Source organism: Halobacteriovorax sp. GB3 (assembly GCF_028649655.1).
In the GTDB taxonomy this organism is placed as follows: domain Bacteria; phylum Bdellovibrionota; class Bacteriovoracia; order Bacteriovoracales; family Bacteriovoracaceae; genus BSW11-IV.
Genome location: NZ_JAQSLN010000002.1, coordinates 118,223 through 139,318, shown reverse-complemented (window position 1 = coordinate 139,318; position 21,096 = coordinate 118,223). Strand labels below are relative to the sequence as shown.

General features: G+C 35.6%; 21 protein-coding genes. 8 read left to right on the top strand and 13 right to left on the bottom strand.

Features of this window, described 5'->3' with window-relative positions:
* Window positions 1-134: 134 nt before the first annotated feature.
* Complete coding sequence (locus tag HBN50_RS05280; RefSeq protein ID WP_273868478.1) at window positions 135-446, top strand: hypothetical protein; 312 nt, start codon at window positions 135-137, stop codon at window positions 444-446.
* Between the two features lie 72 nt (window positions 447-518).
* Here HBN50_RS05280 and HBN50_RS05275 read toward each other — a convergent pair whose 3' ends face one another.
* Together HBN50_RS05275 and HBN50_RS05270 are read right to left on the bottom strand one after the other, a co-directional pair.
* Complete coding sequence (locus HBN50_RS05275; protein ID WP_273868477.1) at window positions 519-1,307, bottom strand: mechanosensitive ion channel family protein; 789 nt, start codon at window positions 1,305-1,307, stop codon at window positions 519-521.
* Complete coding sequence (locus HBN50_RS05270; protein WP_273868476.1) at window positions 1,297-3,225, bottom strand: ATP-binding protein; 1,929 nt, start codon at window positions 3,223-3,225, stop codon at window positions 1,297-1,299. Before HBN50_RS05270 ends, HBN50_RS05275 begins: the two co-directional genes overlap by 11 nt.
* A gap of 192 nt (window positions 3,226-3,417) precedes the next feature.
* Between HBN50_RS05270 and HBN50_RS05265 the strand changes: the two genes are divergently transcribed.
* Both HBN50_RS05265 and HBN50_RS05260 read left to right on the top strand, forming a co-directional pair.
* Complete coding sequence (locus HBN50_RS05265) at window positions 3,418-4,785, top strand: hypothetical protein (RefSeq protein WP_273868475.1); 1,368 nt, start codon at window positions 3,418-3,420, stop codon at window positions 4,783-4,785.
* Window positions 4,786-5,201: 416 nt separating this feature from the next.
* A complete protein-coding gene (locus HBN50_RS05260) occupies window positions 5,202-8,312 on the top strand; it encodes an SNF2-related protein (RefSeq protein WP_273868474.1) in 3,111 nt (1,036 codons plus the stop codon).
* On the opposite strand, the gene HBN50_RS05255 is transcribed toward HBN50_RS05260, so the two are convergent.
* Together HBN50_RS05255 and HBN50_RS05250 are read right to left on the bottom strand one after the other, a co-directional pair.
* Window positions 8,278-8,676: a hypothetical protein gene (locus HBN50_RS05255; RefSeq protein ID WP_273868473.1), complete on the bottom strand. Its 399-nt coding sequence runs from the start codon at window positions 8,674-8,676 to the stop codon at window positions 8,278-8,280. The genes HBN50_RS05260 and HBN50_RS05255 overlap by 35 nt on opposite strands.
* Window positions 8,673-9,458 carry a helix-turn-helix domain-containing protein gene (locus HBN50_RS05250; RefSeq protein ID WP_273868472.1) on the bottom strand — a complete coding sequence of 262 codons (786 nt, stop codon included), beginning with the start codon at window positions 9,456-9,458 and terminating at the stop codon, window positions 8,673-8,675. The genes HBN50_RS05255 and HBN50_RS05250 overlap by 4 nt, the downstream gene beginning before the upstream one ends.
* A 334-nt stretch (window positions 9,459-9,792) precedes the next feature.
* Between HBN50_RS05250 and HBN50_RS05245 the strand changes: the two genes are divergently transcribed.
* Window positions 9,793-10,476 carry a sensor histidine kinase gene (locus HBN50_RS05245; protein WP_273868471.1) on the top strand — a complete coding sequence of 228 codons (684 nt, stop codon included), beginning with the start codon at window positions 9,793-9,795 and terminating at the stop codon, window positions 10,474-10,476.
* 31 nt (window positions 10,477-10,507) lie between these two features.
* Here the strand turns inward: HBN50_RS05245 and fghA are convergent, their stop codons facing one another.
* Window positions 10,508-11,338, bottom strand: a complete 831-nt coding sequence (gene fghA / locus HBN50_RS05240; protein ID WP_273868470.1) for an S-formylglutathione hydrolase — start codon at window positions 11,336-11,338, stop codon at window positions 10,508-10,510.
* 3 nt (window positions 11,339-11,341) lie between these two features.
* On the bottom strand, window positions 11,342-12,460 hold the full coding sequence (locus tag HBN50_RS05235; protein ID WP_273868469.1) for an S-(hydroxymethyl)glutathione dehydrogenase/class III alcohol dehydrogenase: 1,119 nt from the start codon (window positions 12,458-12,460) through the stop codon (window positions 11,342-11,344).
* A gap of 88 nt (window positions 12,461-12,548) precedes the next feature.
* Between HBN50_RS05235 and HBN50_RS05230 the strand changes: the two genes are divergently transcribed.
* Window positions 12,549-13,433, top strand: a complete 885-nt coding sequence (locus HBN50_RS05230; protein ID WP_273868468.1) for a LysR family transcriptional regulator — start codon at window positions 12,549-12,551, stop codon at window positions 13,431-13,433.
* On the opposite strand, the gene rfbB is transcribed toward HBN50_RS05230, so the two are convergent.
* Genes rfbB through HBN50_RS05205 form a run of 5 tightly spaced genes read right to left on the bottom strand, consistent with a single transcriptional unit; the run spans window position 13,428 to window position 17,729 of the window.
* Window positions 13,428-14,441 (bottom strand): dTDP-glucose 4,6-dehydratase, encoded by a 1,014-nt coding sequence (rfbB, locus tag HBN50_RS05225; protein WP_273868467.1) that lies wholly within the window; start codon window positions 14,439-14,441, stop codon window positions 13,428-13,430. The two genes, HBN50_RS05230 and rfbB, sit on opposite strands and share 6 nt — an antisense overlap.
* Window positions 14,420-15,259, bottom strand: a complete 840-nt coding sequence (gene rfbD, locus HBN50_RS05220; RefSeq protein WP_273868466.1) for a dTDP-4-dehydrorhamnose reductase — start codon at window positions 15,257-15,259, stop codon at window positions 14,420-14,422. The genes rfbB and rfbD overlap by 22 nt, the downstream gene beginning before the upstream one ends.
* Window positions 15,256-15,804 (bottom strand): dTDP-4-dehydrorhamnose 3,5-epimerase, encoded by a 549-nt coding sequence (gene rfbC / locus HBN50_RS05215; protein WP_273868464.1) that lies wholly within the window; start codon window positions 15,802-15,804, stop codon window positions 15,256-15,258. Before rfbC ends, rfbD begins: the two co-directional genes overlap by 4 nt.
* Entirely contained in the window at window positions 15,801-16,673 is an 873-nt protein-coding gene (gene rfbA, locus HBN50_RS05210) for a glucose-1-phosphate thymidylyltransferase RfbA (protein WP_273868463.1), read from the bottom strand. The genes rfbC and rfbA overlap by 4 nt, the downstream gene beginning before the upstream one ends.
* 9 nt (window positions 16,674-16,682) lie before the next feature.
* On the bottom strand, window positions 16,683-17,729 hold the full coding sequence (locus HBN50_RS05205) for a hypothetical protein (RefSeq protein ID WP_273868462.1): 1,047 nt from the start codon (window positions 17,727-17,729) through the stop codon (window positions 16,683-16,685).
* 158 nt (window positions 17,730-17,887) lie between these two features.
* On the opposite strand from HBN50_RS05205, the gene HBN50_RS05200 reads away from it, so the two are divergent.
* Genes HBN50_RS05200 through HBN50_RS05190 form a run of 3 tightly spaced genes read left to right on the top strand, consistent with a single transcriptional unit; the run spans window position 17,888 to window position 19,462 of the window.
* A complete protein-coding gene (locus tag HBN50_RS05200) occupies window positions 17,888-18,370 on the top strand; it encodes a glutathione peroxidase (RefSeq protein ID WP_273868460.1) in 483 nt (160 codons plus the stop codon).
* Between the two features lie 8 nt (window positions 18,371-18,378).
* Window positions 18,379-18,828: a MarR family winged helix-turn-helix transcriptional regulator gene (locus HBN50_RS05195; RefSeq protein ID WP_273868459.1), complete on the top strand. Its 450-nt coding sequence runs from the start codon at window positions 18,379-18,381 to the stop codon at window positions 18,826-18,828.
* On the top strand, window positions 18,818-19,462 hold the full coding sequence (locus HBN50_RS05190; protein ID WP_443135164.1) for an NAD(P)H-dependent oxidoreductase: 645 nt from the start codon (window positions 18,818-18,820) through the stop codon (window positions 19,460-19,462). The genes HBN50_RS05195 and HBN50_RS05190 overlap by 11 nt, the downstream gene beginning before the upstream one ends.
* 28 nt (window positions 19,463-19,490) lie before the next feature.
* Here HBN50_RS05190 and HBN50_RS05185 read toward each other — a convergent pair whose 3' ends face one another.
* Both HBN50_RS05185 and HBN50_RS05180 read right to left on the bottom strand, forming a co-directional pair.
* A complete protein-coding gene (locus HBN50_RS05185) occupies window positions 19,491-20,369 on the bottom strand; it encodes an aldose 1-epimerase family protein (RefSeq protein WP_273868457.1) in 879 nt (292 codons plus the stop codon).
* Window positions 20,370-20,402: 33 nt separating this feature from the next.
* Complete coding sequence (locus HBN50_RS05180; protein ID WP_273868456.1) at window positions 20,403-21,077, bottom strand: response regulator transcription factor; 675 nt, start codon at window positions 21,075-21,077, stop codon at window positions 20,403-20,405.
* Window positions 21,078-21,096 lie beyond the last annotated feature (19 nt).

Below are 21,096 nucleotides of genomic sequence, written 5' to 3'. Positions count from 1 at the left end.
TATGACTCATTTATAAATATCTGGAATCACATAAAAGAAGACCTACAAAGTCCTAAACATTTTTCAATTTTCTCCCATTCAGATTGCACAAATCTCCTAACCAGTATTTAGTACAAACTCGACTGGAGGAGTCTATGAAAAAACTAATAGCAGCATTAGCAATAATCGTTTCTACATCTACTTTCGCTCAAAAGTATTTTGGTGCCCAGGCCCTATGTCTGATGACGGGAAGAGATAGTGCTCAATGTGAAGTTTGTAATAACTATGCCTATAGCATTGGTTGTAAGATGAGAAGTGAGGGTATAACCCTGCGAGGCTACAGAGTTGCAAACGAGGGCTATATCATCATTCGACCGGGTCAGTGTGGTATGACTTACGTCAAGGCCAACAACTCAATCATGGACCCACTTGTTGATGCTGTCGCAACAGCAACATGCCACTTCTAATTTTTGTCCTGGATACTTTTCTAGCGGCTGCGCGTCTAACGCAATGACGCTAGAAAAGTGTCCAGGATCAATTTAGGGGCGTTTAATTCCTCGCTCGAGGAAAACTTTATTCGCTCTCTTTACAATATCCGTCTGAAAGGCCTTTTCATACCTCACATCGAGAACATAGGCCTTCACACTAAAACGATAAGCAAGCTTCATCGCAATCTCAACTTCCTGAACAACGACATTAATCGGCTTAGCAAGATAAGCAAAGCGAGAAGTCACAACGATTTCATTAAGTATATCAGTCACTGTATTAATATCTTCATCCAGTGCAATATGAAAGTTCACTACAATCATCATATTCAATGCACCAAAATTTCCTGAACTAACCTGCTCTGTAATAAACTTTGTGTTAGGAATTGTGACAACGTTATCGTCTAAAGTCGTTAATCTTACTGCTCGAAGACCAATACTCGTAATCTCACCATAGGTATCTCCTATCATAACCCTATCGCCAACTTGAGCGGGCTTATCAAAGAGAAAAACAATTCCAGAAACAAATGAACTGACAACATCTTTTATGGCAAAACCGATCGCAACAGCCAGAGAACCTGCTATTGCAAAGATCAACTCTCTCGGCGGCCTGAAAGCAAGATAAATAATAAAAGGAATCCCCAAGACATAGAGACTGAAAGAAATAATGGTTGAAACCTGTAGAATAGCGAGACGATTTTTTCCAAATTTCTCAGCGAGTTTTTCTCCAAGTTTATTAACAACTCGAACACATCCTATAATAAGAAGGATTCCAAAAATTAAAAATAAAATGTTTTGAACTCTAAGTAGCTCTAAAACCTGATTAACTTGATCATTCTTCATAGATAAAATTCTTCGTCTTTAAGTGTTTAACTAGTGGGTATTGATAAGAGACATTGTAAGAGTAAATTCCATCGTCATTTCTAATTAGAACTTCATTCTCTAATCCGATACGAAGTGCATGTCTAACAGTTCCTTCACTGATATTTGTAACACCGACCAACTCTCTAGCTCGAATGGACTCATGCCTCATAATGCTTGCAAAAATAAATAGCGTATCATCAGAAAGTCCCGACAAAAAATCAGTTTTCTTATTAACAGGAACGCCAACTTTAAACGCCTTCCTTCTCCAAGGTCTTAAAGATGAAAACCATAGATGAGTTGCTAAGGCGACATTTCCCTTAGACGTATCCCAAAGCATTCTGAAAAAAAGTGTCTCAACATAAGAAGTCGATCCAGTCTCGTCACTCGTTCTTAAGGCCTGAATAATATCAGAATAGCTAATCTGATACTTCGTCGAATTATGAATTGTCATAATATAGTCTTGTAAGGCTTCTTCACTTAAAGAATCAACTCTATAGACGGCCCTGAAATACTGATTCTTTTTAAAGACCTGACTAATATAGCTCCAAGAGTACTGATTAAATGAAGCAACCCAAAAAATATTTTCAGTTCTCGCATTTAGAATTTCAAAAAGTGCTTTAACTCCTTCAAGCCCTCCATATTCAGACAGAAAAAGATGGTGAGCATCATCGAATAGTACTACTTTCTTTTCATTCTTTTGATCGAACTCAATTATCTTAGAGATCTCTTCAAACTCTTCTATTCCGAGCAGATCAGCGACCAATGAAAAGAGTTGTTTCTTTGTAGAAACCTTCTCGTTAAATTTATGATAAATAACTTCACAGTCTTTTCCTTGTAGACGCTCTGCTAATTTATTAAGGGCCAGTGTTTTACCAACACCTTTTTCGCCATAGATTGCAACAGTATGTTCTTCAGATTTATCGACAAGCCATTCATCAACTTCCGCAAAAATTTTATCTACAACTTTTTGTTCAACGTAAATTCTATTTTCTTGAAATGCAGAACGATATTGATTTGAGATATCCTCAATATTAGTTTCTTCAAACTGTTCTGAAGTCTCTAGTTTCTTTTGAAAGAGCTTTGTCGCGAGAGCTCTAGTTATGGACCACTCAGAAATTTGTCCTTTAAGCTTTTTCCAAAAGAAATGAAAAAATGCGAGAAGAAATCCCACTGGAAGAAGTACATTTTTTATGAAAGCACTACCTGAAAATAAAATTGTTTCCATCTTAGGATAGTATTTTTTAAGAATGTTCTGTGTTTCAACACTCCAGTTTCTTAGTGACTTATAAAAAAGACCAATCAAAATAATAAAGAGAATTTTGAAAGCGTATTCGTATACAAGTCCCTTTTTTAAAGTGAGCTCAATTGCATAAAGAGAACCAAAAAAGAATAATAAGTATCTGGCGAATAGTTTTGAATCATTTAGAATTTTTTGAATTTTATCTCTTTCTCTTTTGACTCCGGCAAATTCAGAGAAAAGTCTAAGCGCACTAATAAATAGCTGATTAAAAATCAAGTAGACAACATAAAACTTGATAAAAGAAAGTATAAATACAAGATCAGATAATGCTGTCTCCATTAGAATCTTTCTTGCGACAACTAAAAACACAAGAGCAAGAACATAAGGAATAAATGGACCCGCCCACTGGAGAAAGAATGCAGCCCTTGTCTCGAGAGAACTCAATGTAATACTATTAATCAAACCTAGTCTCATTCGAACTGCTTGATTCATAATTTTCTTTTTCAAAAAATTGTAGACAAGAGGCAAGAGGATAAAGCTACCGATTAGAAAAAGCTCTTTCGTTAGCTGTTCGGTTGTACCCGTTTTATAGAAATTCGATACTTCTAAAAACCATGGACCTAATTTTGTAAAATAATCAGTAATTTGAATGTTCATTATAAAATTCTTTCAATAAATTCTCTTTCCGTCCACCTTTAATAACGCACCGACGCTAGAAAAGTATCCAGGATGAAAATGGATGAAAATGGTTTATCAGAAATGAAAAACTGGCGTGTATTCTAATTAAGACATGTTGCTCAATGTGCTTTTGAAGTCTAAATAACCTTCAGTCTATAAATTGGAGGACTTATGAAATACCTTATCCTTATATTCGCTTTTACAATTTCACTTAAGAGTGTCTATTCAGAAGAAATACAAGAGCTTTATTCCATAAATCCTGATAATGCGAACAAGGGTCTAATTCAATTGGCCATCATAATGGATGGTTTTACAGATAGTACAAAATCAATAATAGAAAAATACGAAAATATGAAGATATGTAAAGCTTCAAGAAAGTGTTTTAATAAGATCTTAGAAGAAGCCGAAAATTTTTACCTGAATCTTCTAGTAAGTAATCAATTTTCCATGGCCAATAGGATGAATGGAATTATTTCAAATCTCGATCCCATAAAAGGTAAAAGACTTAGTGAAAAGTTTAATACTAAAGAAAGTCTTAGTTTCGATAACCCTATAGAGTTTCAACTTTCAAATATAAGACAAGACAAGAACTTTGACATTATATTTAATCATACTCAATTTAAAAAGCTCTCCAAAGAAATTCAAAGAAATTATCTTAAAAATCAGAAGTTTCTAAAGAAACTAAAAGAAGAGAGGAAATCACAAGAAAAAGAAATAATTAAAAAATGGCCAGAATACGAAGAGATCATAAGCTCGAAGAGTTATTTCGAATTCAAAGAGAAAATAAAAGAAAATCCTAATGAGAGTCAAAATAACGAACTCTCTATAAAATGCACCCTTGGATGCTCTTCATCTTTTATCACAGCTCTCTCAGCTGGTGCTAGTATTGCAAAATATCTCTCCCCTGTACTCACACCAGTTGCCTCAACTATCGTTGGAGCAAGTGCAACAACAGTTATAGCTCCAAACGGTTGCTATCAATCATGTAAGGATGACTTTTCCAAAAATAAGGAAGATATCGATAAGAATGACAAAAACACTGAAACAGGCCAAAGCAATAAAGTAAATTTTGAAAAAGTGGAACTAATTAAGAAAGATAACAATGAAAAAATTGAAAAATTAGAGAATAAAAAAGACGCTCAAACAAAAAGATCTGAAATTTCGGAAGAATTATTGGAGGAAATTCGCGATGACTACGAGCTATTACAAGAAAATGGTCAAAATAGTTATGATGCCACGACTTTTGTACTAACAAAGCTGAAGCTAGAAGAAAATAAAGACCTTGAAGAAAAAAGACGAAAGAAAGAAGAAGATAAAAGGATTATGAGATGTAATGAAATCAATCTTTTTTTAAACAAGAATGAAAGAGAAATAGATTGTAGAAAAATTAAAATCAACAATTCCTCTGAAATCAAAAGCACTCAAGAAAGACTTTCAGAGCATTTTCAGAGAAATAAAAAGATAAAAAACCGTATTGCAAAAAGAAACTGTAAAATTTTGAAAAATGAAAGCAACAAGCCAGTAAAACACTGTAAATAGGAATAACTCATGAACAATAAAAACCAAATCATTCATATCATTATTATTCTAATATCAACATTTGCAATATACTATTTCAATGGCGAAATACTTACGGCTACTACTTACTTTTTGGTCACGGTTTTATCATCGGTTTCTTACTTAAAAAGTCTAAAGTCGAAAAAGGGAATCTTGAGTTTAGATAAGACGACGAATGTTCTAACTACAGTTACATTATTGGGGTTGATTCCCTTATTTCTCTATTTTAAAACTTACGACCAAGTCTTATTTATGAGCCTTTATTGCGGAAACCTTAAACTAATACAATCTCTAAAAGATTAATTCTTACTTTTGAAGTAGTTTTCTAACTGAAATAAATTTAACGCACCGACGCTAGAAAAGTATCCAGGATGAATTATGTTTGATAGACTTCTTCCATGCTTTTTGGTGACGATTTTCCCTTTGATATTAAGAAACGCGGAGAGGACCTTTTTCGAGAGGGGCTCGTGCATATTGTTTCTGAACAAAGAGATCAGATTCAATTTCAAATCTTCGGGGAGTCCAAATTTTATTCAACTTTTAAAGACCCAAATAATCAGGGAGAAATTGAAGCTCACTGTACTTGTGAACACTTTGGCCGGGGATTTCTTTGCACTCACCTCTGGGCCTCTGTCTTAGAACTGAATAAAACGAGCTTTGGAGCTCATATTGAGAATAAGTATCTCGACCCTGAGATAAAAAGTGTTAAATCCCCTCGTGACATCAAAATTCCTTTTTCAATTAAAGATTTTTTGAAAGATGCTAAGAATAGCTCCAATGTTACAAAAGTACTTAACAAAAAAACCTCAAAAGCAGATAGAGTTTTTAAAAAATCTATTTTTGTGCTCAACCTCGACGACAAAGAAACAGAAGATAAGTATGAAATCAGTACTTATTTTCAAACCCGCTTAAAAACTGGAGACTGGAGTAAAGAAAAGAATCTTATTTTTTATAAGAACTCTCTCGAAGAAGACTTCTATGAAATCGGGAACCCTCGTGAAAAACGACTACTCGACAAGATGAAGTTTTATCACGATAAGAGCAATCACTTTTCATTCTATCCTGATGAATTAACCCCTCTCATGAAAGACCTTATAAACTCAGGGTCATTCTACATCAAGTCAGAGGGTAAACGTCTTAATATAAAAATTGATACTACAAGAAGTTGCCACTTACACTTTAAAGTTGATGATAATCAAGAAAACTCGGGCTGGGATCTCAAAATATTTATTAAAATTGATGATCGCTTAATTCCGTTTGAGATGGATCACCTAAGTCCACTTCTTGAGCTCAATTATTTTTCTTATAATGAAATCTTCTATCCTATCGAGATATTCGGTCTTTACCCACTGATCAAAAACAACTTCTCTCATGGAAATAGCATAGAAATTAATCAAAGAGATCGCCACTTTCTAACGGAGTTTTTACAAAAATGCTTACCTAAAGGTGCCTATGACATTAGTGGTACAAATGAGTTTTTTGAAAAAACAGAGAAGCCTAGGGCTATCTTAAAGATTCGTACAATTCAATATAAAAATGAACTTCAAACTCTTGCTGAGTTAGAGTTTCATTACGACCACGGAGACGACTTATTTGAATCAATTGATCTTTCTTTTGAAACAAACATAAAAAAAAGCATCTTAGAAACAAATGGTATAGAGCTCTTTCATGAGAATTTTAAAGACAATGAATATATATTAAATTCTGGAAAATTTCATAATATTATTTCACATCTAATTTCAATTGGAATAGAGGTTTACGCCGATAAAAAACGCGTCATCTCTCACAGTAAAAGTGATCTTAAAATAGAGCCTACTGGTACAGATTGGTTCGAAGTAAAAGCGAAAGTATTTTATGAGAAGCAAAGTGTATCTCTTCCTAATATATTAAAAGGGAAATACACTAATGGTTTAATTCCAATTGGTGATGATCAATTCGGCCTTCTTCCACTGGAATGGTTGGAGTCACAGAAAGCATTAAGAAAAATCTCAAAAATCGAAAATGAAAATATTCAAATCCACTCTTCTTTTGCACTAATGATTGATACTCTCTTTAAAAAGAATGAAATTGAAACGAATGATTTTTTTAAAAATTTCATCACTCATATTAAAGACTTCAAAGGCGCTAATCAGATTATAGAAAGCGATCAATTTCATGGGACTCTTCGCCAATATCAAAGAGAAGGTCTTAGCTGGATGCAAATGCTCAAAGATATTCGGCTTGGCGGATGTCTTGCTGATGATATGGGGCTTGGAAAGACAATTCAAATTCTTGCAGAGATTGAAAGACATAAAAGTCAAAATGAGACGAATTTAATCGTCGCTCCAAAAAGCCTAGTCTTTAACTGGAAAAATGAAGCACAGAAATTCGTTCCACACCTAAAAGTGGCCATCTATGAAGGAAGTCCTCTTGAAAGAGCTACACTTTTAAAGGATCGATCAATTGACCTTCTAATAGTTAGCTACGGACTGCTTAGAAGAGAAATACTTGAATTTAAAAAAGAGAAGTTTCAACATCTTATTCTTGATGAAGCTCAAGCAATAAAGAACTCTAAGTCCCAAACGATGAAGGCCTGTTGCCTTTTAAAGGCCAAGTATCGCCTGGCCCTAACGGGTACTCCAGTTGAAAATAGTTTAACTGATCTTCTTTCTATATTCGAGTTTCTAAACCCTGGACACTTCACGACTGCAGATGTCTTTGACGATAGAAAATCTAATAAGAAAATATTAAACTCTCTTCGTCCTTTTATTTTACGTAGAACAAAAGAAAAAGTTCTAACAGAACTACCAGAGAAGACAGAGTCCACTCTCCTAATAGATCTAAAAGGACAACACAAGGAAGCCTATGAAGAAATAAAGAATTTCTATCAAAAGGCCCTTAATAAGAAAATTCTTAACGATGGATTAAAGAAAAATAAAATCCATGTTCTCGACGCTCTTCTAAGATTAAGACAAGCGGCAAACCATCCTGCAATAATAAACGAGTACGAATATGAAGGACAATCCTCCAAAATAAATATCTTATTAGAAAAAATAAAAGATGTTCAAAAAGATGGAAGAAAAATTATCGTCTTCTCACAATTTGTCTCTCTTTTAAAACAAATGAAAAACACACTCATAGAAAACGAGATAGGCTTTGAATACCTTGATGGATCAACACAGAACAGAGAGCTCGTAGTCAACAGGTTCAAGACCTCAAAAGAGAAGAATATCTTCTTAATCTCAATTAAGGCCGGTGGTGTTGGACTCAATCTTACAGAAGCTGATTATTGCTTCATTCTTGATCCATGGTGGAACCCAGCAGTCGAAGCTCAAGCCATTGATAGAATTCACAGGATAGGTCAAACAAAGAAGGTCTTTTCATATAAAATCATTGCAAAAGACACTGTTGAAGAGAAGATTGTTAAACTTCAACAACAGAAGAAAGGATTGGCCGATGACCTCCTCTCTTCCGATGGTGAATTTATTAAGAACCTTAGTCGTGAAGATTTAGATTACCTTTTAACTTAAAAAGAACTGTTTCATTTGATTTAAAATCAAAAGATTCATTTTTAATTGCTTCAAAATTATTATTGGCACAATTTACTGAATCTAAAACTCCGACTTCGCCTAAACAATATTGGAAACTATTTGTTTGTAGTGCCCATGGATTGTTGTCTACGAATATTTTTCCGTTAAACCTTGAGTCTTTGAAAACTTTAAATGCTTTCTCTAAATCTACGTCTTCGTATTTTTTCGATTCTTCTCTATATTCATAAATACCAACTCTTTTATTTGGTTTTGGTTCTACATCTGAGCCTCCTGCCGTTGTCGAAGTCCCAGCGAGAGAGTTAAATGATAGAACAAAAAGAAATAATACTTTTAAAAATTTCATTGTATTTTCTCCTTTTGTTTTGATTCCATTAAAAGGTCTGAAACAAGCCCAACATAAACTTGCATATCGCCTTCATATTCTTTCATACTTATTATCTTCTTAATTTCCTCATTCGCATCGAATAAAATTTCCTGTATTCTTTTCTGTCCCTCTTTTGAAACAGACTCAGAATGATAGCTAAGAAAATTATAACTATTTCTAAAAGATAAGTCCGAACAATGCATTACACTTTTAGATAAGACATTACGTACAGTTTTATCAGAAAAAGAAATTAGATCTGAGCACCCTCTTACTCTCCCATCCTCATCGACTTTAACAATTTCGCGTTCATTGAGGTGATCAAGAGCTAATACTCCAACTTGTCCAAAAGCTTCAAAGATTTGATTTCTAGTTGTTCCAATTCTTGAAAAGCAAATCAAAAGAATTCGAAAATACTTATCGTCAGAAAGATATTCTTCAGCGTGTAGCTCAGAGTACTTAACCTTATCTCTCATTGAACGATAAATATCTTTATAAGCCCCGGCCACCTCAGGAAAATATTCTTCAAGATAAGCCAAGATATCATCACAACCAGTACCGCGTAAGACACGCAGAACTTGGTCAATTGATGGAGTGCGAATGTCTCCATTCATAATTCTTGTAAGTGATGACGCTGACATATTGAAGCGTTTTGCCACTTGGTGCGAATTGAGTCGCGGATGCTTTCTTTTATAACTTTTCACTCGTTCTGCTAGAACTTCGCACAAAGTTCTAGCGGATTCCGCGTAGACAACATTGTCCACTGCTACCTCCTATTTACTTCTCGATTTAAATTAAATAATAGGGCCTTCGATTTTGAGATACTCTTCTTTGTATGTTTTACTCGTTGGACCAGCTCATAATTTTAGAGACTTAGCTGTAAGGTAAGAGAAATTAGGCCTAAGTTTTCTTAAAGAATTTCGATAATCAAGAAAGCTTAACCTCCAGTATTCATCGGAGTTTCAAAACGATTCTTTTTCATATCACAACGCAATCATTTCACTCTGACGAACTATGCTCATTTCACTGTGTAATTCCCTAGAACTTTTTCTCCCCCTAGTTTAGAACCCACTCACAGAAAAAACGGGAGAAAAAAATATGCAAACATCAAATCAAACACACATAAATTTAGAGATTGCTCAACTTGTTCATGATCTTCGCTCACCTTTGCAGGCACTCAAAGGGATATCTTCAGGAATGGTTCCAAATGAAAAGATGGCCAACGACCTTTTGAAAGAAGCTTCGACTCGTTTTGAAGAACTGATTGGTGAGTTATCAAGAATTTCAAAAAGAAAAAAGAGTGATTCACAGGAATTTGATATTTATGAACTAATCAATAGCACAATCAACATGAAGTACGTTGAATATCCTTACAGACGTTTTAAGATTTTGATTCGAAATAAATGCCAGTCATCGAAAGTTTCGCAACTTGATCCTAAAGAGTTCAAAAGAGTTATTTCAAATTTACTTAACAATGCAATTGAGTCACTTGGTGAGCAGAATGGAAAGATCTTGATCACGCTAAAAGAAGTCGATAATCAAATTCATATTTCAATCAAAGACAATGGTCACGGTATTCCGCAAGAGCTTATTACACATATAACTGGACTTGGGCATAGTTATGGGAAAGAAAATGGTACCGGTCTTGGTCTCTATCACGCTAAAAACTCTATCGAATCATGGAATGGTTCCCTCAATATTGAGTCTCTTCTATCAATTGGGACAATCGTCTCTCTTAGCCTTCCAACGAAAAAAGCACCACGTTTTCAAGTGGTGCTTTAATCTTATCGGCAAGCATGGATGCTTGTTTTCTCTACAAATACTTCTGATGAAATTTTATGTGATCTTCTATAAAAGTCGAAATAAAGAAGTAACTGTGATCGTATCCCTCTTGAAATCTCACTTCTAAGGCTTGATTGTTGTTAGAGCAGGCCTTAACAAAATTATCTGTTAATAGTTCCTTCTCTAAAAACTCATCGGCCAGACCTTGATCAATTAAAATCGGATTTTCAGACTTGATCCCAGTATTGATTAATTCCGTCGCATCGTATTCAATCCACTTTGAACGATCAGCACCCAAGTAACCTTCAAGCGCTTTTTGGCCCCACGGACAGCGTGATGGATTAACAATCGGAGAGAAGGCTGAAATTGATTTGAAGACGCCTCCCTCTTTAAGTCCAAGAATAAGTGCTCCATGGCCACCCATTGAGTGTCCCATGATAGAGAGCTTAGTTACTCCAAAATGAGATTCTAGAAGTTCAACAATTTCACCTCGAATATAGTCGTACATTTGATAATGATTCTCGTACCCTTCAGATGTAGCATTAACGTAAAACCCTGCACCAGAACCAAAATCGTAAGAATCGTGCTCATTTGGTAACTCAAGTCCACGAGGAGAAGTATCTGGACAAATAATCATTGTCTTTGAACCACTTAAAACTTTTTGAGCACCGGCCTTCGTGATGAAGTTCTCTTCTGTACAAGTGAGTCCAGAAAGCCAGATAATACAGCTTTCGAGCTCTTCAATTGCACATGGCAGATAACAAGAAAATTTCATCTTTGTTTTCGTTACCTCTGAATCGTGTTCAAAGTATTGAGTCCAACCACCGAAGGTTTTATTTTCTTTTATCTTTGTTAATTCCATTTTCTACCCGTTTGTATATTCTATTACCGAACGAATACTCTTACCTTCATGCATTAGATCAAAGGCTTTATTAATTTCTTCAAGAGGCATTTTGAATGTTACAAGATCATCAAGATTGATTTCTCCATTCATGTATTGATCAACAAAACCAGGAAGCTCTGAGCGCCCCTTAACACCACCAAAAGCAGATCCTCTCCAAACTCTTCCTGTTACAAGTTGAAATGGTCTTGTACTAATTTCCTGACCAGCACCGGCAACACCAATGATGATTGATTCTCCCCATCCTTTGTGGCAACACTCAAGAGCAGATCTCATCAACTCAACGTTACCAACACATTCAAAAGAATAATCAACACCACCGTCAGTCATTTCTACAATAACTTCTTGAATTGGCTTGTCGAACTTTTTTGGATTAACGAAATCCGTCGCTCCAAACTTCTTTGCCATTTCAAATTTATCTTCATTGATATCAACGGCAATAATTTTTGAAGCTTTCGCCATTTTTGCACCTTGAAGAACAGAAAGACCAATTCCTCCAAGTCCAAATACAGCAATTGTTGCACCCTCTTCGACCTTTGCCGTTTTCAAAACGGCACCGATTCCAGTTGTTACTCCACAACCAAGAAGACAAACTTTATCCAGAGGAGCTTCCTTACTAATTTTTGCTAGAGAGATTTCTGGAACAACCGTATACTCAGCAAATGTCGAAGTTCCCATATAATGAAAAATTGGTTTTCCATCCTTTGAAAATCTTGAAGTACCATCTGGCATTAATCCACGACCTTGAGTTTCACGAATTCTTTGACAAAGATTTGTCTTACCTGAAGTACAGAACTTACACTCTCCACACTCTGGAGTATAAAGAGGAATAACGTGATCACCCTTCTTAAGAGTTGTTACACCCTCACCAACTTCTTCTACAATCCCCCCACCTTCGTGTCCGAGAATCACTGGAAAGATTCCCTCAGGATCTGCACCAGAAAGAGTATAGGCATCAGTGTGACAAACTCCCGTTGCAACCATTCTTACTAGAACCTCGCCCTTCTTTGGCGCTTCTAGATCAACTTCTTCTATTTTAAGAGGCTCATTTGGTCCCCATGCTACAGCAGCTTTTACTTTCATATCTTCTCCTTATTTATTCAATTTTCCCAATTTTAAGGCCGAGCAAAATTATTGACAATACACCAAAAAGACAACACAGTGTTTCCATATGAAAACAATCAAATGGCTCACTTCCATCATGGCATTTACTAAAATTGCCGAACTTGAATCCTACTCTAAGGCCGCAAAGGAACTCGATGTATCAAAGGCGCATCTTAGTAAAATGATTAAGGAATTAGAGGATTCAATAGGCCAAAGACTCATCAATAGAACTACCAGAGCTCTAAAATTAACCTATGAAGGTGAGCGATTTTTTCACCAATGTAAGGGCTCTATAGACAACCTTAAATTTGCTCAAGATGAAATGTTAAAAGCAAATCAAATTCCAAGGGGTCAATTGCGTCTTAGTGTGGCCGGTGCTTTTGCAGAAGAATACGTTACCCCTGTGGTTGCGAAATTGTGCCGACTCTACCCTGAGCTCAATGTTGAGATGGTTTATTCTCAAAGAATGGTTAAGCTCGTAGAAGAGAATTTTGATGTGGCGATTCGAGTTGGAAAATTAGAAGACTCCTCTCTTGTTGCAAAACAAATTGCTTCGCGAAAAGAATATATTTGTGTCTCACCTGTGTATTTAGAACAACAGGGACAGCCTAAAACACCTGAAGAACTTAAAAAACATAATTGCCTTCTTAGTACGAATAATATTTGGACGTTTTGGAACAAAAGAAAATTAACTCCAATTAAAATTCGAGGCAACTTTAAAAGTAATAATGCTAGAGCTATTTTAAAAGCAGGACTAGAAGGACTTGGGATTGTTCGACTACCTGAAGTTTATGTTCGTGAATATCTCGATCGCGGCGAACTCGTTTCAATCTTAGAGAAATTTCTTCCGGAAGACACTCCCATATGGGCGGTTATGCCCAGCAAGCAAAACCTTTCGATTAACACGAGGGTTTTTCTTACTGAGCTTGAGATTTATTTGAAAAATTTATGAGTTTCGATCAAGTTCCCAGTTAATTGTATCTTGGATACCTTGTTCGAAATTGTGAGCAGGGGCCCACTTCAACTCGCCCTTTAATTTTGAGGCATCGATTGCGTAACGACGATCATGGCCAGGACGATCTTTAACAAAGCTGATGAGGTCCTTGTAGCTTCCTTTTTGGCGCGGCTTTATATCATCTAAAAGTGCACAAATTGTATGAACAACTTCTAAGTTTGTTTTCTCCGCATCTCCACCAACATTATACGTTTCTCCTGCACGCCCCTTATGGAAAACGAGATCGATTGCTTCACAGTGGTCAGTCACATAGAGCCAATCTCTAATATTTTTTCCATCTCCATAAATTGGAATTGGGTTTTCATTAAGGGCATTTCGACAGATTGTTGGAATTAACTTTTCACCATGTTGACGAGGGCCATAGTTATTTGAACAATTTGTCGTTACTACATTCATTCCATAAGTATGGAAATAACTTCTTACGATCATGTCTGATGAGGCTTTAGAAGCTGAGTACGGTGAATTTGGTGCGTAGGGAGTTGTCTCTGTAAAGTATCCCGTTTCACCTAGAGTCCCATACACCTCATCTGTAGAGATGTGGTGAAAACGTGCTTCTTTATAAGCATCTTTAATTTCAAAAGGACCATTCATCCAAGTTGTTCTTGCCACATCGAGAAGAGTAAATGTTCCATTAACATTTGTTCTTACAAATTCACCAGGTCCAGATATTGAGTTATCTACGTGTGATTCTGCAGCGAAGTGAATGACACCTTGAATATTATTTTCAGTGAATATTTTTTCAACGAGTTCCCTATCGCAGATGTCTCCTTTAACAAACTCATAATTTGACTCGTCTAATCCTTGGAGATTTTTTAAATCACCTGCATACGTAAGAAGGTCTAGATTAATAACCTTATAATCTTGATATCTATTTACAAAAAGGTGGACAAAATTTGATCCGATGAAGCCAGCTCCACCAGTAACTAAGATAGATTTTTTAGACATTTTCTAAGTCCTTCTTTCCAATAGGGAACATTATAATTTAACGTTTTTTTAATTTTTGATTTATTTAAAACTGAATAATGAGGTCTCTTTGCTTTCGTTGGAAATTGGTGAGATTCAATTGGATGAATCGTACATTTACTTTTCAACTCTTCCATAATCTCTACTGCAAAGTCGTACCATGACAACACTCCCTCATTTGAAAAGTGAAAGATTTCGCCACGACATTTCTCAAATTCATTCGTCATTCTTATTAGAAATTCGGCCAGATCTGTAGCATATGTTGGAGAACCAACTTGATCAAAGACAACAGATAATTCTTCTTTTTTTGATAAAGCCATCATCGTCTTCACAAAGTTCTTTCCGTATTCAGAGTAGACCCAAGACGTACGGACAATAGAGTAATTTTTAAAAGAACTTTGTATAAGTGACTCTTCCCCTTCTTTTTTTGAGGCTCCATAAACTGATTGTGGAGAAACAGAATCACTTTCTTTATAAGGTCGATGATTATTACCATCGAAGACATAGTCAGTTGAAATATGAATGAGGTTAAGATCTTTTTCCTGACAGATTTTTGATAGGATCGCTAGAGAGTCTCTGTTCACAAGAAAAGCATTGTCTTGATCTTCTTCAGCAAGATCAACGGCAGTATAAGCGGCACAGTTAATAAGAAAGTCACCTTCCTTTGAATTTTCCAAGGCCTTATGAACTGATTCATAAGATGTAATATCGCATTCAGAAGAACTAAAAGTTTGAATCTCTGATTCCACTTTTTTTAAAGATTTTCCTAGCTGTCCATTACCACCTGTAACAAAAATCATAATCTCTCACAATATTCATTATATGTCGGAAGGAGTTTATCTTTTTCAGATAAGCTGATCTTATCTTCCTCGACTTGCCAATCAATTGATAAAGTTGAATCACTATAGATGATTCCTCTTTCACTTTCTTTGTTATAAAAGTTATCGCATTTGTATTGAAAAAGTGCATTTTTAGATAAAACAGAAAAACCATGAGCAAAGTTTCTTGGAATCAGTAGTTGCCTATGATTCTCTTCACTGAGTTCAATCGAAAAGCTTTGACCAAATGTTTCACTCCCTACTCGCAAATCAACAGCGACATCTAGAACTTTACCAACAGGACATCTAACAAGCTTAGCTTGAGCGAACTCTCCAATTTGTAAATGGAGCCCTCTAATTGTGCCGTAGGAAGAAAATGATTGATTATCTTGTACGAAATCATATTCCAGGTCATTCTTTAAGAATCTCTCTTTATTAAAACTCTCGTAGAAATATCCTCTATCATCATCGAAAACAGAAGGTTCAATAATCAAAAGATCTTTTATGGGTGTTTCAACAATCTTCACACGTGATCCTTTAAAACTCGAAGAAGATGTTTACCATATTCACTATTCTTCATAGAACTAGCGACTTTTTCAACTTCACTTGCATCAATCCAATTCTTTTTAAATGCAATTTCTTCAAGACATGCAACTTTAAGCCCCTGTCTCTGCTCAATTGTTTGAATGAAGTTAGAAGCATCGAGAAGTGACGAGTGTGTTCCTGTATCAAGCCAAGCAATTCCTCTCCCTAGAAGTTCAAGAGAAAGCTCTCCCTTTTCCAGATAGGCCTGATTGACTGTTGTAATTTCCAGCTCACCTCGATGTGATGGCTTAACATTTTTAGCAATCTCAACGACGCTATTATCATAATAGTAAAGCCCAGTAACAGCGTAATTAGACTTTGGCACTTCTGGCTTTTCTTCAATCGACAAGACCTTATGATTTTTATCAAATTCAGCAACACCATATCTTTCAGGATCTTGAACATTATAACCAAAGATCGTTGCACCACTTTCAAGACTAGCCGCTCTTTCTAGTTTTTGAGTGAGACCGTGGCCATAAAAGATATTATCTCCAAGAACAAGACAAACACTATCATCACCAATAAATTCTTCACCAATGATAAACGCTTGGGCAAGCCCATCGGGACTTGGCTGAACAGCGTACTCAATATTTAATCCCAGTTGGTTTCCGTTACCAAAGAGGCTTTTAAAGTGAACAATATCTCTAGGAGTTGAGATAATAAGAATATCTCTAATATTCGAGAGCATTAAAACAGAAAGAGGATAGTAAATCATCGGCTTATCATAAATGGGTATGATTTGCTTTGAGATTGAAAGTGTTGCGGGATTTAATCTTGTTCCAGAACCACCGGCTAAAATAATACCTTTCATCTTCTCTCCCTATAATTTCACTGAAACATCAATATTTGAAAGTCTCAATATTAATTCAAAATCTTTTGACCAAGAACTTGCAAGATCAGACTCCATATCAACACTTTTAGGTTGATCATATTGAATTCTTTCCATCAAGCTTGGCTTCATAATAACCATATTTTTAAATCGATGTTCAAAAGGAACTTCTTCAGATGTTAGAACAAAGTTGACTTCATCTGCATTTATCTTAGAAGTGATATCTTCCGAAAATTCAGTATAGTCACCGACAATATAAACAACTTTCTTAGTTTCTAGTTCAAATGGATCTCTAAGTCTTTCAACTCGCTCTTTCATAAAAGATGGATGCTCAATAAGAACCTTTTGCATTTTTGTTTTAGCGAAGGCCTTTTTTTCACGGCTCCAATATTTATTAAACTTTGCAGCTGGACGAATGCGTCTCATAATCTCTTCTTGCTTAAGCTTATGTTGTTCAGCTGGGCGAACATGTCCGTAATGATATAAACAAACATCACTGTCCACTTGCTTCTTGTATCCACTGAAACCTTGAGCATCTCCGTGGCAAATAATATCAGACTTTAGCTTGAATGCTCTAATCTCAGCTGGCTGCCATCTCTTATTAACCGCAATATGATAGTGATCTTTCCAATAGTGTAAAAAACGTAGTCTTACAGCATCAGCTCCACTTGCAATGGCGGCCTCAATATCTTCTTTTAGTTTTTTGTACTCACTAGGATGAATGATTTCATCACAATGAAGAAAAATGGCCCATGCATCATCCTCATTTCCATGATCTTTTCTAAGTTCATCAAGCGCAACATTTGCTTGTTGAGAAAAAATCATTCCTCCATCACCCATGTACTTATCTTCCCAAACAGTGTCGATAACTTTGACTTTCCCTAGAGTCTTAACTCTTTCACCTGTTTTATCTTCACTATCGCCGAGGGCCAAATAAATTTCATCAACAAGCCCTGACATCGACTCAAGCATTTCCATATAAGGGTAGTCTAATTTGTCTACGCCTCGCATAAAGGTGAAGCCATAAAATTTTGTCATTAAAACTCCTAAAGTCTCATTATCTTAAGCGGTTATTTTAATTCAAAAGCACCACTACGCCAAGGAATGCGTAAACTTAACAATAAATTGACAAAAATTAAGTTGTACACAATTTAAATACATCGTATCTTATCTATAATTCAAAAAAAGGGGATATTATGAGTGTTTATGATTTCAAGGCCAAAGACATTAAAGGAAATGAAAGAAGTTTAGAAGAATTTAGAGGAAAGCCTCTTATTATTGTAAATACTGCCAGTAAGTGTGGATTTACGCCGCAGTACAAAGACCTTCAAGAGCTTTATAAAAAGCACGAAGGTGAATTCGAAGTTCTCGCCTTCCCTTGTAACCAATTTGGTAAACAGGAACCAGGTGAAGCGGAAGAGATTCAGCAATTTTGCGATCTTCAATTCAATGTAACATTTCCAATTTTTGATAAAATTGATGTTAACGGTGATGAAGCCCACCCTCTTTATGAGTACCTCAAAGAAAAACAACCAGGACTTCTTGGATCAAAACCAATTAAATGGAATTTTACAAAATTCCTTGTAGATGGAAATGGTGAACCAGTTAAGAGATATGCTCCACAAGATAAGCCACAAAAAATTGAAGAGGACCTACTAGATCTTCTTGGTAAGAAATAGGTTTTACAATGAATAAAGACGCACTCTTATTAGAAAATCAATTTTGCTTTAGTCTCTATAGACTTAGTAAATTAGTGACGGCAAGATATCGACCTCTTCTTGAAAAGCTCGATATAACTTATCCGCAATACCTTGTGATGATTGTTCTATGGGAAAAAGAAGCCGTTAATGTCAAAGAGCTAGGTCAGAAACTAAGTCTAGACTCTGGAACTTTGAGTCCCTTGATTAAGCGACTCATTGACAAAGGATTGATCGAAAAGAAGCGTTGTAAAAATGATGAAAGAATCGTCTATGTCTCTTTAACAGACGATGGAAAGAAATTAAAAAACAAAGCAAAGAAAGTTCCGGGAAAAATCCTTTGTAATTACGAAGGAGATCCAAGCGAACTGATGAATTTTAAAGTTAAAATTGACGAGCTATTTGAATTGCTCAATACAACGGAGAAAAATTGTGAATGAACAAATTTTAGAAGCACTTGATTGGAGATATGCCACGAAGATCTTTGATGCAGACAAGAAAATTAACGAAAAAGATTGGAATACTCTTGTTGAGTCAGTAAGACTAGCTCCTTCTTCTTACGGGCTTCAACCATGGAAGTTTATCGTTGTAGAAAATAAAGAACTTCGTGCAAAACTAAGAGAAGTTTCTTGGAATCAATCTCAAGTAACTGATGCTTCTCACTATTTGGTTTTCACAACTCTTGAAAAACTAGATGCACAATACGTAGATAAATTTGTTGCCGATATTGCTAAAACAAGAGGACTTCAAGTTGAAGACTTGGCTGGATATAGAGACATGATGGTCGGAAATCTCGTTGAAGGACCAAGATCTCAAACAATCGATGCTTGGGCCCAAAGACAGTCATATATTGCAATGGGACAACTCACTTTAGCGGCTGGACTCTTAAAAATTGATACTTGTGCTCTTGAAGGACTTGATCCTGCAGCTTACGACAAACTTTTAGGACTAGAAGACGGCCCATATAAGACAATTGCTGCAGTTGCACTTGGATATAGAAAAGATGATGACAAATACAAAGACCTTAAAAAAGTACGCTTCGATCAAGAAGAAGTATTTGAATATAAAAAATAGGGTTACTTACTAGGGGGATATTCTCCCCCTAGTTTACATGAATTGTGTACTCACACTTAAATGACTTTTCTTGCTCTAAACTAATCAACCCTTCTTTTATCACGAAATCATTATTGGAATCAGTTGCATCGGCAACACCATACCATGGCTCGATACACACAAAAGGAGCTCCTTCAGGTGCCCACAATCCTAAATAAGGGATATCTCCAAAGTCGATTGTGACAGAATGCTCATCAAATGAATTTTTCAAAAAGACTCGCTTAGAATCAGGATCTTTAAAGATAAGAGCATCACTTTTAAAGAGATCTTTTGTGAGTTCAATTCTCTTATCATCAATCATCATTGTCTTATCATCTGGTGAATGAAAATCAACAAGACCATTGTGTAGATAGTATGCGCCTTTTTCTTCACGCTTTTCAAATTCAACAAAGTAATCTTCGAGCTGTCCTTTATTTAATGGGACATTAAATGCGGGATGGGAACCAATAGAAAAGAACATCTCTTTTCTATCTAAGTTTTTAACTTCATATGAAATGATAAGTTTTGGTCCATAGACTTTGTAGCGAACATCGAGACTAAATTTAAAAGGAAAAATCTTAAGAGTCTCATCACTTTGAATGAGTCTCAATTTAACAGAGTCTTTTTCCTTTTCGATAATTTCAAATTCACTATCGCGTGCGAAACCATGTCGACTCATACCGTAGTACTTACGGCCAATTCGATATTTATCTTCACGTAAACTTCCAACGATTGGAAAAAGGATGGGAGCAGAACGTTCCCAGTGATCAGAGTCACCCTGCCAAATGTATTCTATATTTGACTCTCTATCTTTTAGGCCCTTTAATTCAGCTCCAAAAGAAGAAATCCTAGCAGTAACGAAATGACTTGAAATCTTTATTTCATCCATACTTACTAGGATAATAGATATTCGAAAAAATTGCTAGACGACAAGTTCTTTTAAAATAAAGCCTCGCCCTTTAATACTGGCAATCTTGTGGTTAAAACCATCTAATTTCGACCTTAAGTTGGTAATATGAGTATTCATTGTTCCAACAGCAACCTCAGTATCACCCCAAACGATCTTAGATAATTCTTCTCTTGGAACTAGTTTTCCTTTATTTGTCGATAGACCTAAAAGGATTTTAAATTCAGTCCCAGTGAGGCTTAGCCTATTTCCATCAAGAAATACTTGCATCGCTTTCTTATCAATTTTGATATTTCCTACTGACATTTCATCTTCAGTAAATGACTTATACTTTTTAATTCTATTTGCAATTCGAAGCTGAAGTTCTTCACCTGTCATCGTTCTCGTTAGATAATCATCGCAACCAATTTTTAATCCTTTGATCGTCGACTTTTCAGTAGAGTCACTGCTGAAAAAGAGTACTGGGCAGTTTTTAACAAGGTTTCTATCACGCATTTTCTTAAAAAGATCAAAACCATCACATAATGGCATGTGCACATCGAGAACAATTGCATCGAATGTTTCATCTGCTAAGACAGAAAGAGCATTGATAGGATTTTGAACTAATTTAACATTGAATTTTTGAGAGAAGATATCTCCAAAGTAATCTAGATTCATTTCACTATCATCAACATATAAAACTTTGTACATATAAAACACCTCTTTATTA

Bases quoted from the DNA above. Each gene is read 5' to 3' on its own strand.
- HBN50_RS05205 (WP_273868462.1), bottom strand. From the start codon at position 17,729: ATGACAAAATTTTATGGCTTCACCTTTATGCGAGGCGTAGACAAATTA.
- HBN50_RS05235 (WP_273868469.1), bottom strand. From the start codon at position 12,460: ATGAAAGTAAAAGCTGCTGTAGCATGGGGACCAAATGAGCCTCTTAAA.
- HBN50_RS05230 (WP_273868468.1), top strand. From the start codon at position 12,549: ATGAAAACAATCAAATGGCTCACTTCCATCATGGCATTTACTAAAATT.
- HBN50_RS05245 (WP_273868471.1), top strand. From the start codon at position 9,793: ATGCAAACATCAAATCAAACACACATAAATTTAGAGATTGCTCAACTT.
- HBN50_RS05195 (WP_273868459.1), top strand. From the start codon at position 18,379: ATGAATAAAGACGCACTCTTATTAGAAAATCAATTTTGCTTTAGTCTC.
- HBN50_RS05280 (WP_273868478.1), top strand. From the start codon at position 135: ATGAAAAAACTAATAGCAGCATTAGCAATAATCGTTTCTACATCTACT.
- HBN50_RS05255 (WP_273868473.1), bottom strand. From the start codon at position 8,676: ATGAAATTTTTAAAAGTATTATTTCTTTTTGTTCTATCATTTAACTCT.
- rfbA (WP_273868463.1), bottom strand. From the start codon at position 16,673: ATGAAAGGTATTATTTTAGCCGGTGGTTCTGGAACAAGATTAAATCCC.
- HBN50_RS05270 (WP_273868476.1), bottom strand. From the start codon at position 3,225: ATGAACATTCAAATTACTGATTATTTTACAAAATTAGGTCCATGGTTT.
- rfbD (WP_273868466.1), bottom strand. From the start codon at position 15,259: ATGATTTTTGTTACAGGTGGTAATGGACAGCTAGGAAAATCTTTAAAA.
- fghA (WP_273868470.1), bottom strand. From the start codon at position 11,338: ATGGAATTAACAAAGATAAAAGAAAATAAAACCTTCGGTGGTTGGACT.
- HBN50_RS05265 (WP_273868475.1), top strand. From the start codon at position 3,418: ATGAAATACCTTATCCTTATATTCGCTTTTACAATTTCACTTAAGAGT.
- HBN50_RS05185 (WP_273868457.1), bottom strand. From the start codon at position 20,369: ATGGATGAAATAAAGATTTCAAGTCATTTCGTTACTGCTAGGATTTCT.
- HBN50_RS05200 (WP_273868460.1), top strand. From the start codon at position 17,888: ATGAGTGTTTATGATTTCAAGGCCAAAGACATTAAAGGAAATGAAAGA.
- HBN50_RS05275 (WP_273868477.1), bottom strand. From the start codon at position 1,307: ATGAAGAATGATCAAGTTAATCAGGTTTTAGAGCTACTTAGAGTTCAA.
- rfbB (WP_273868467.1), bottom strand. From the start codon at position 14,441: ATGTCTAAAAAATCTATCTTAGTTACTGGTGGAGCTGGCTTCATCGGA.
- HBN50_RS05180 (WP_273868456.1), bottom strand. From the start codon at position 21,077: ATGTACAAAGTTTTATATGTTGATGATAGTGAAATGAATCTAGATTAC.
- HBN50_RS05260 (WP_273868474.1), top strand. From the start codon at position 5,202: ATGCTTTTTGGTGACGATTTTCCCTTTGATATTAAGAAACGCGGAGAG.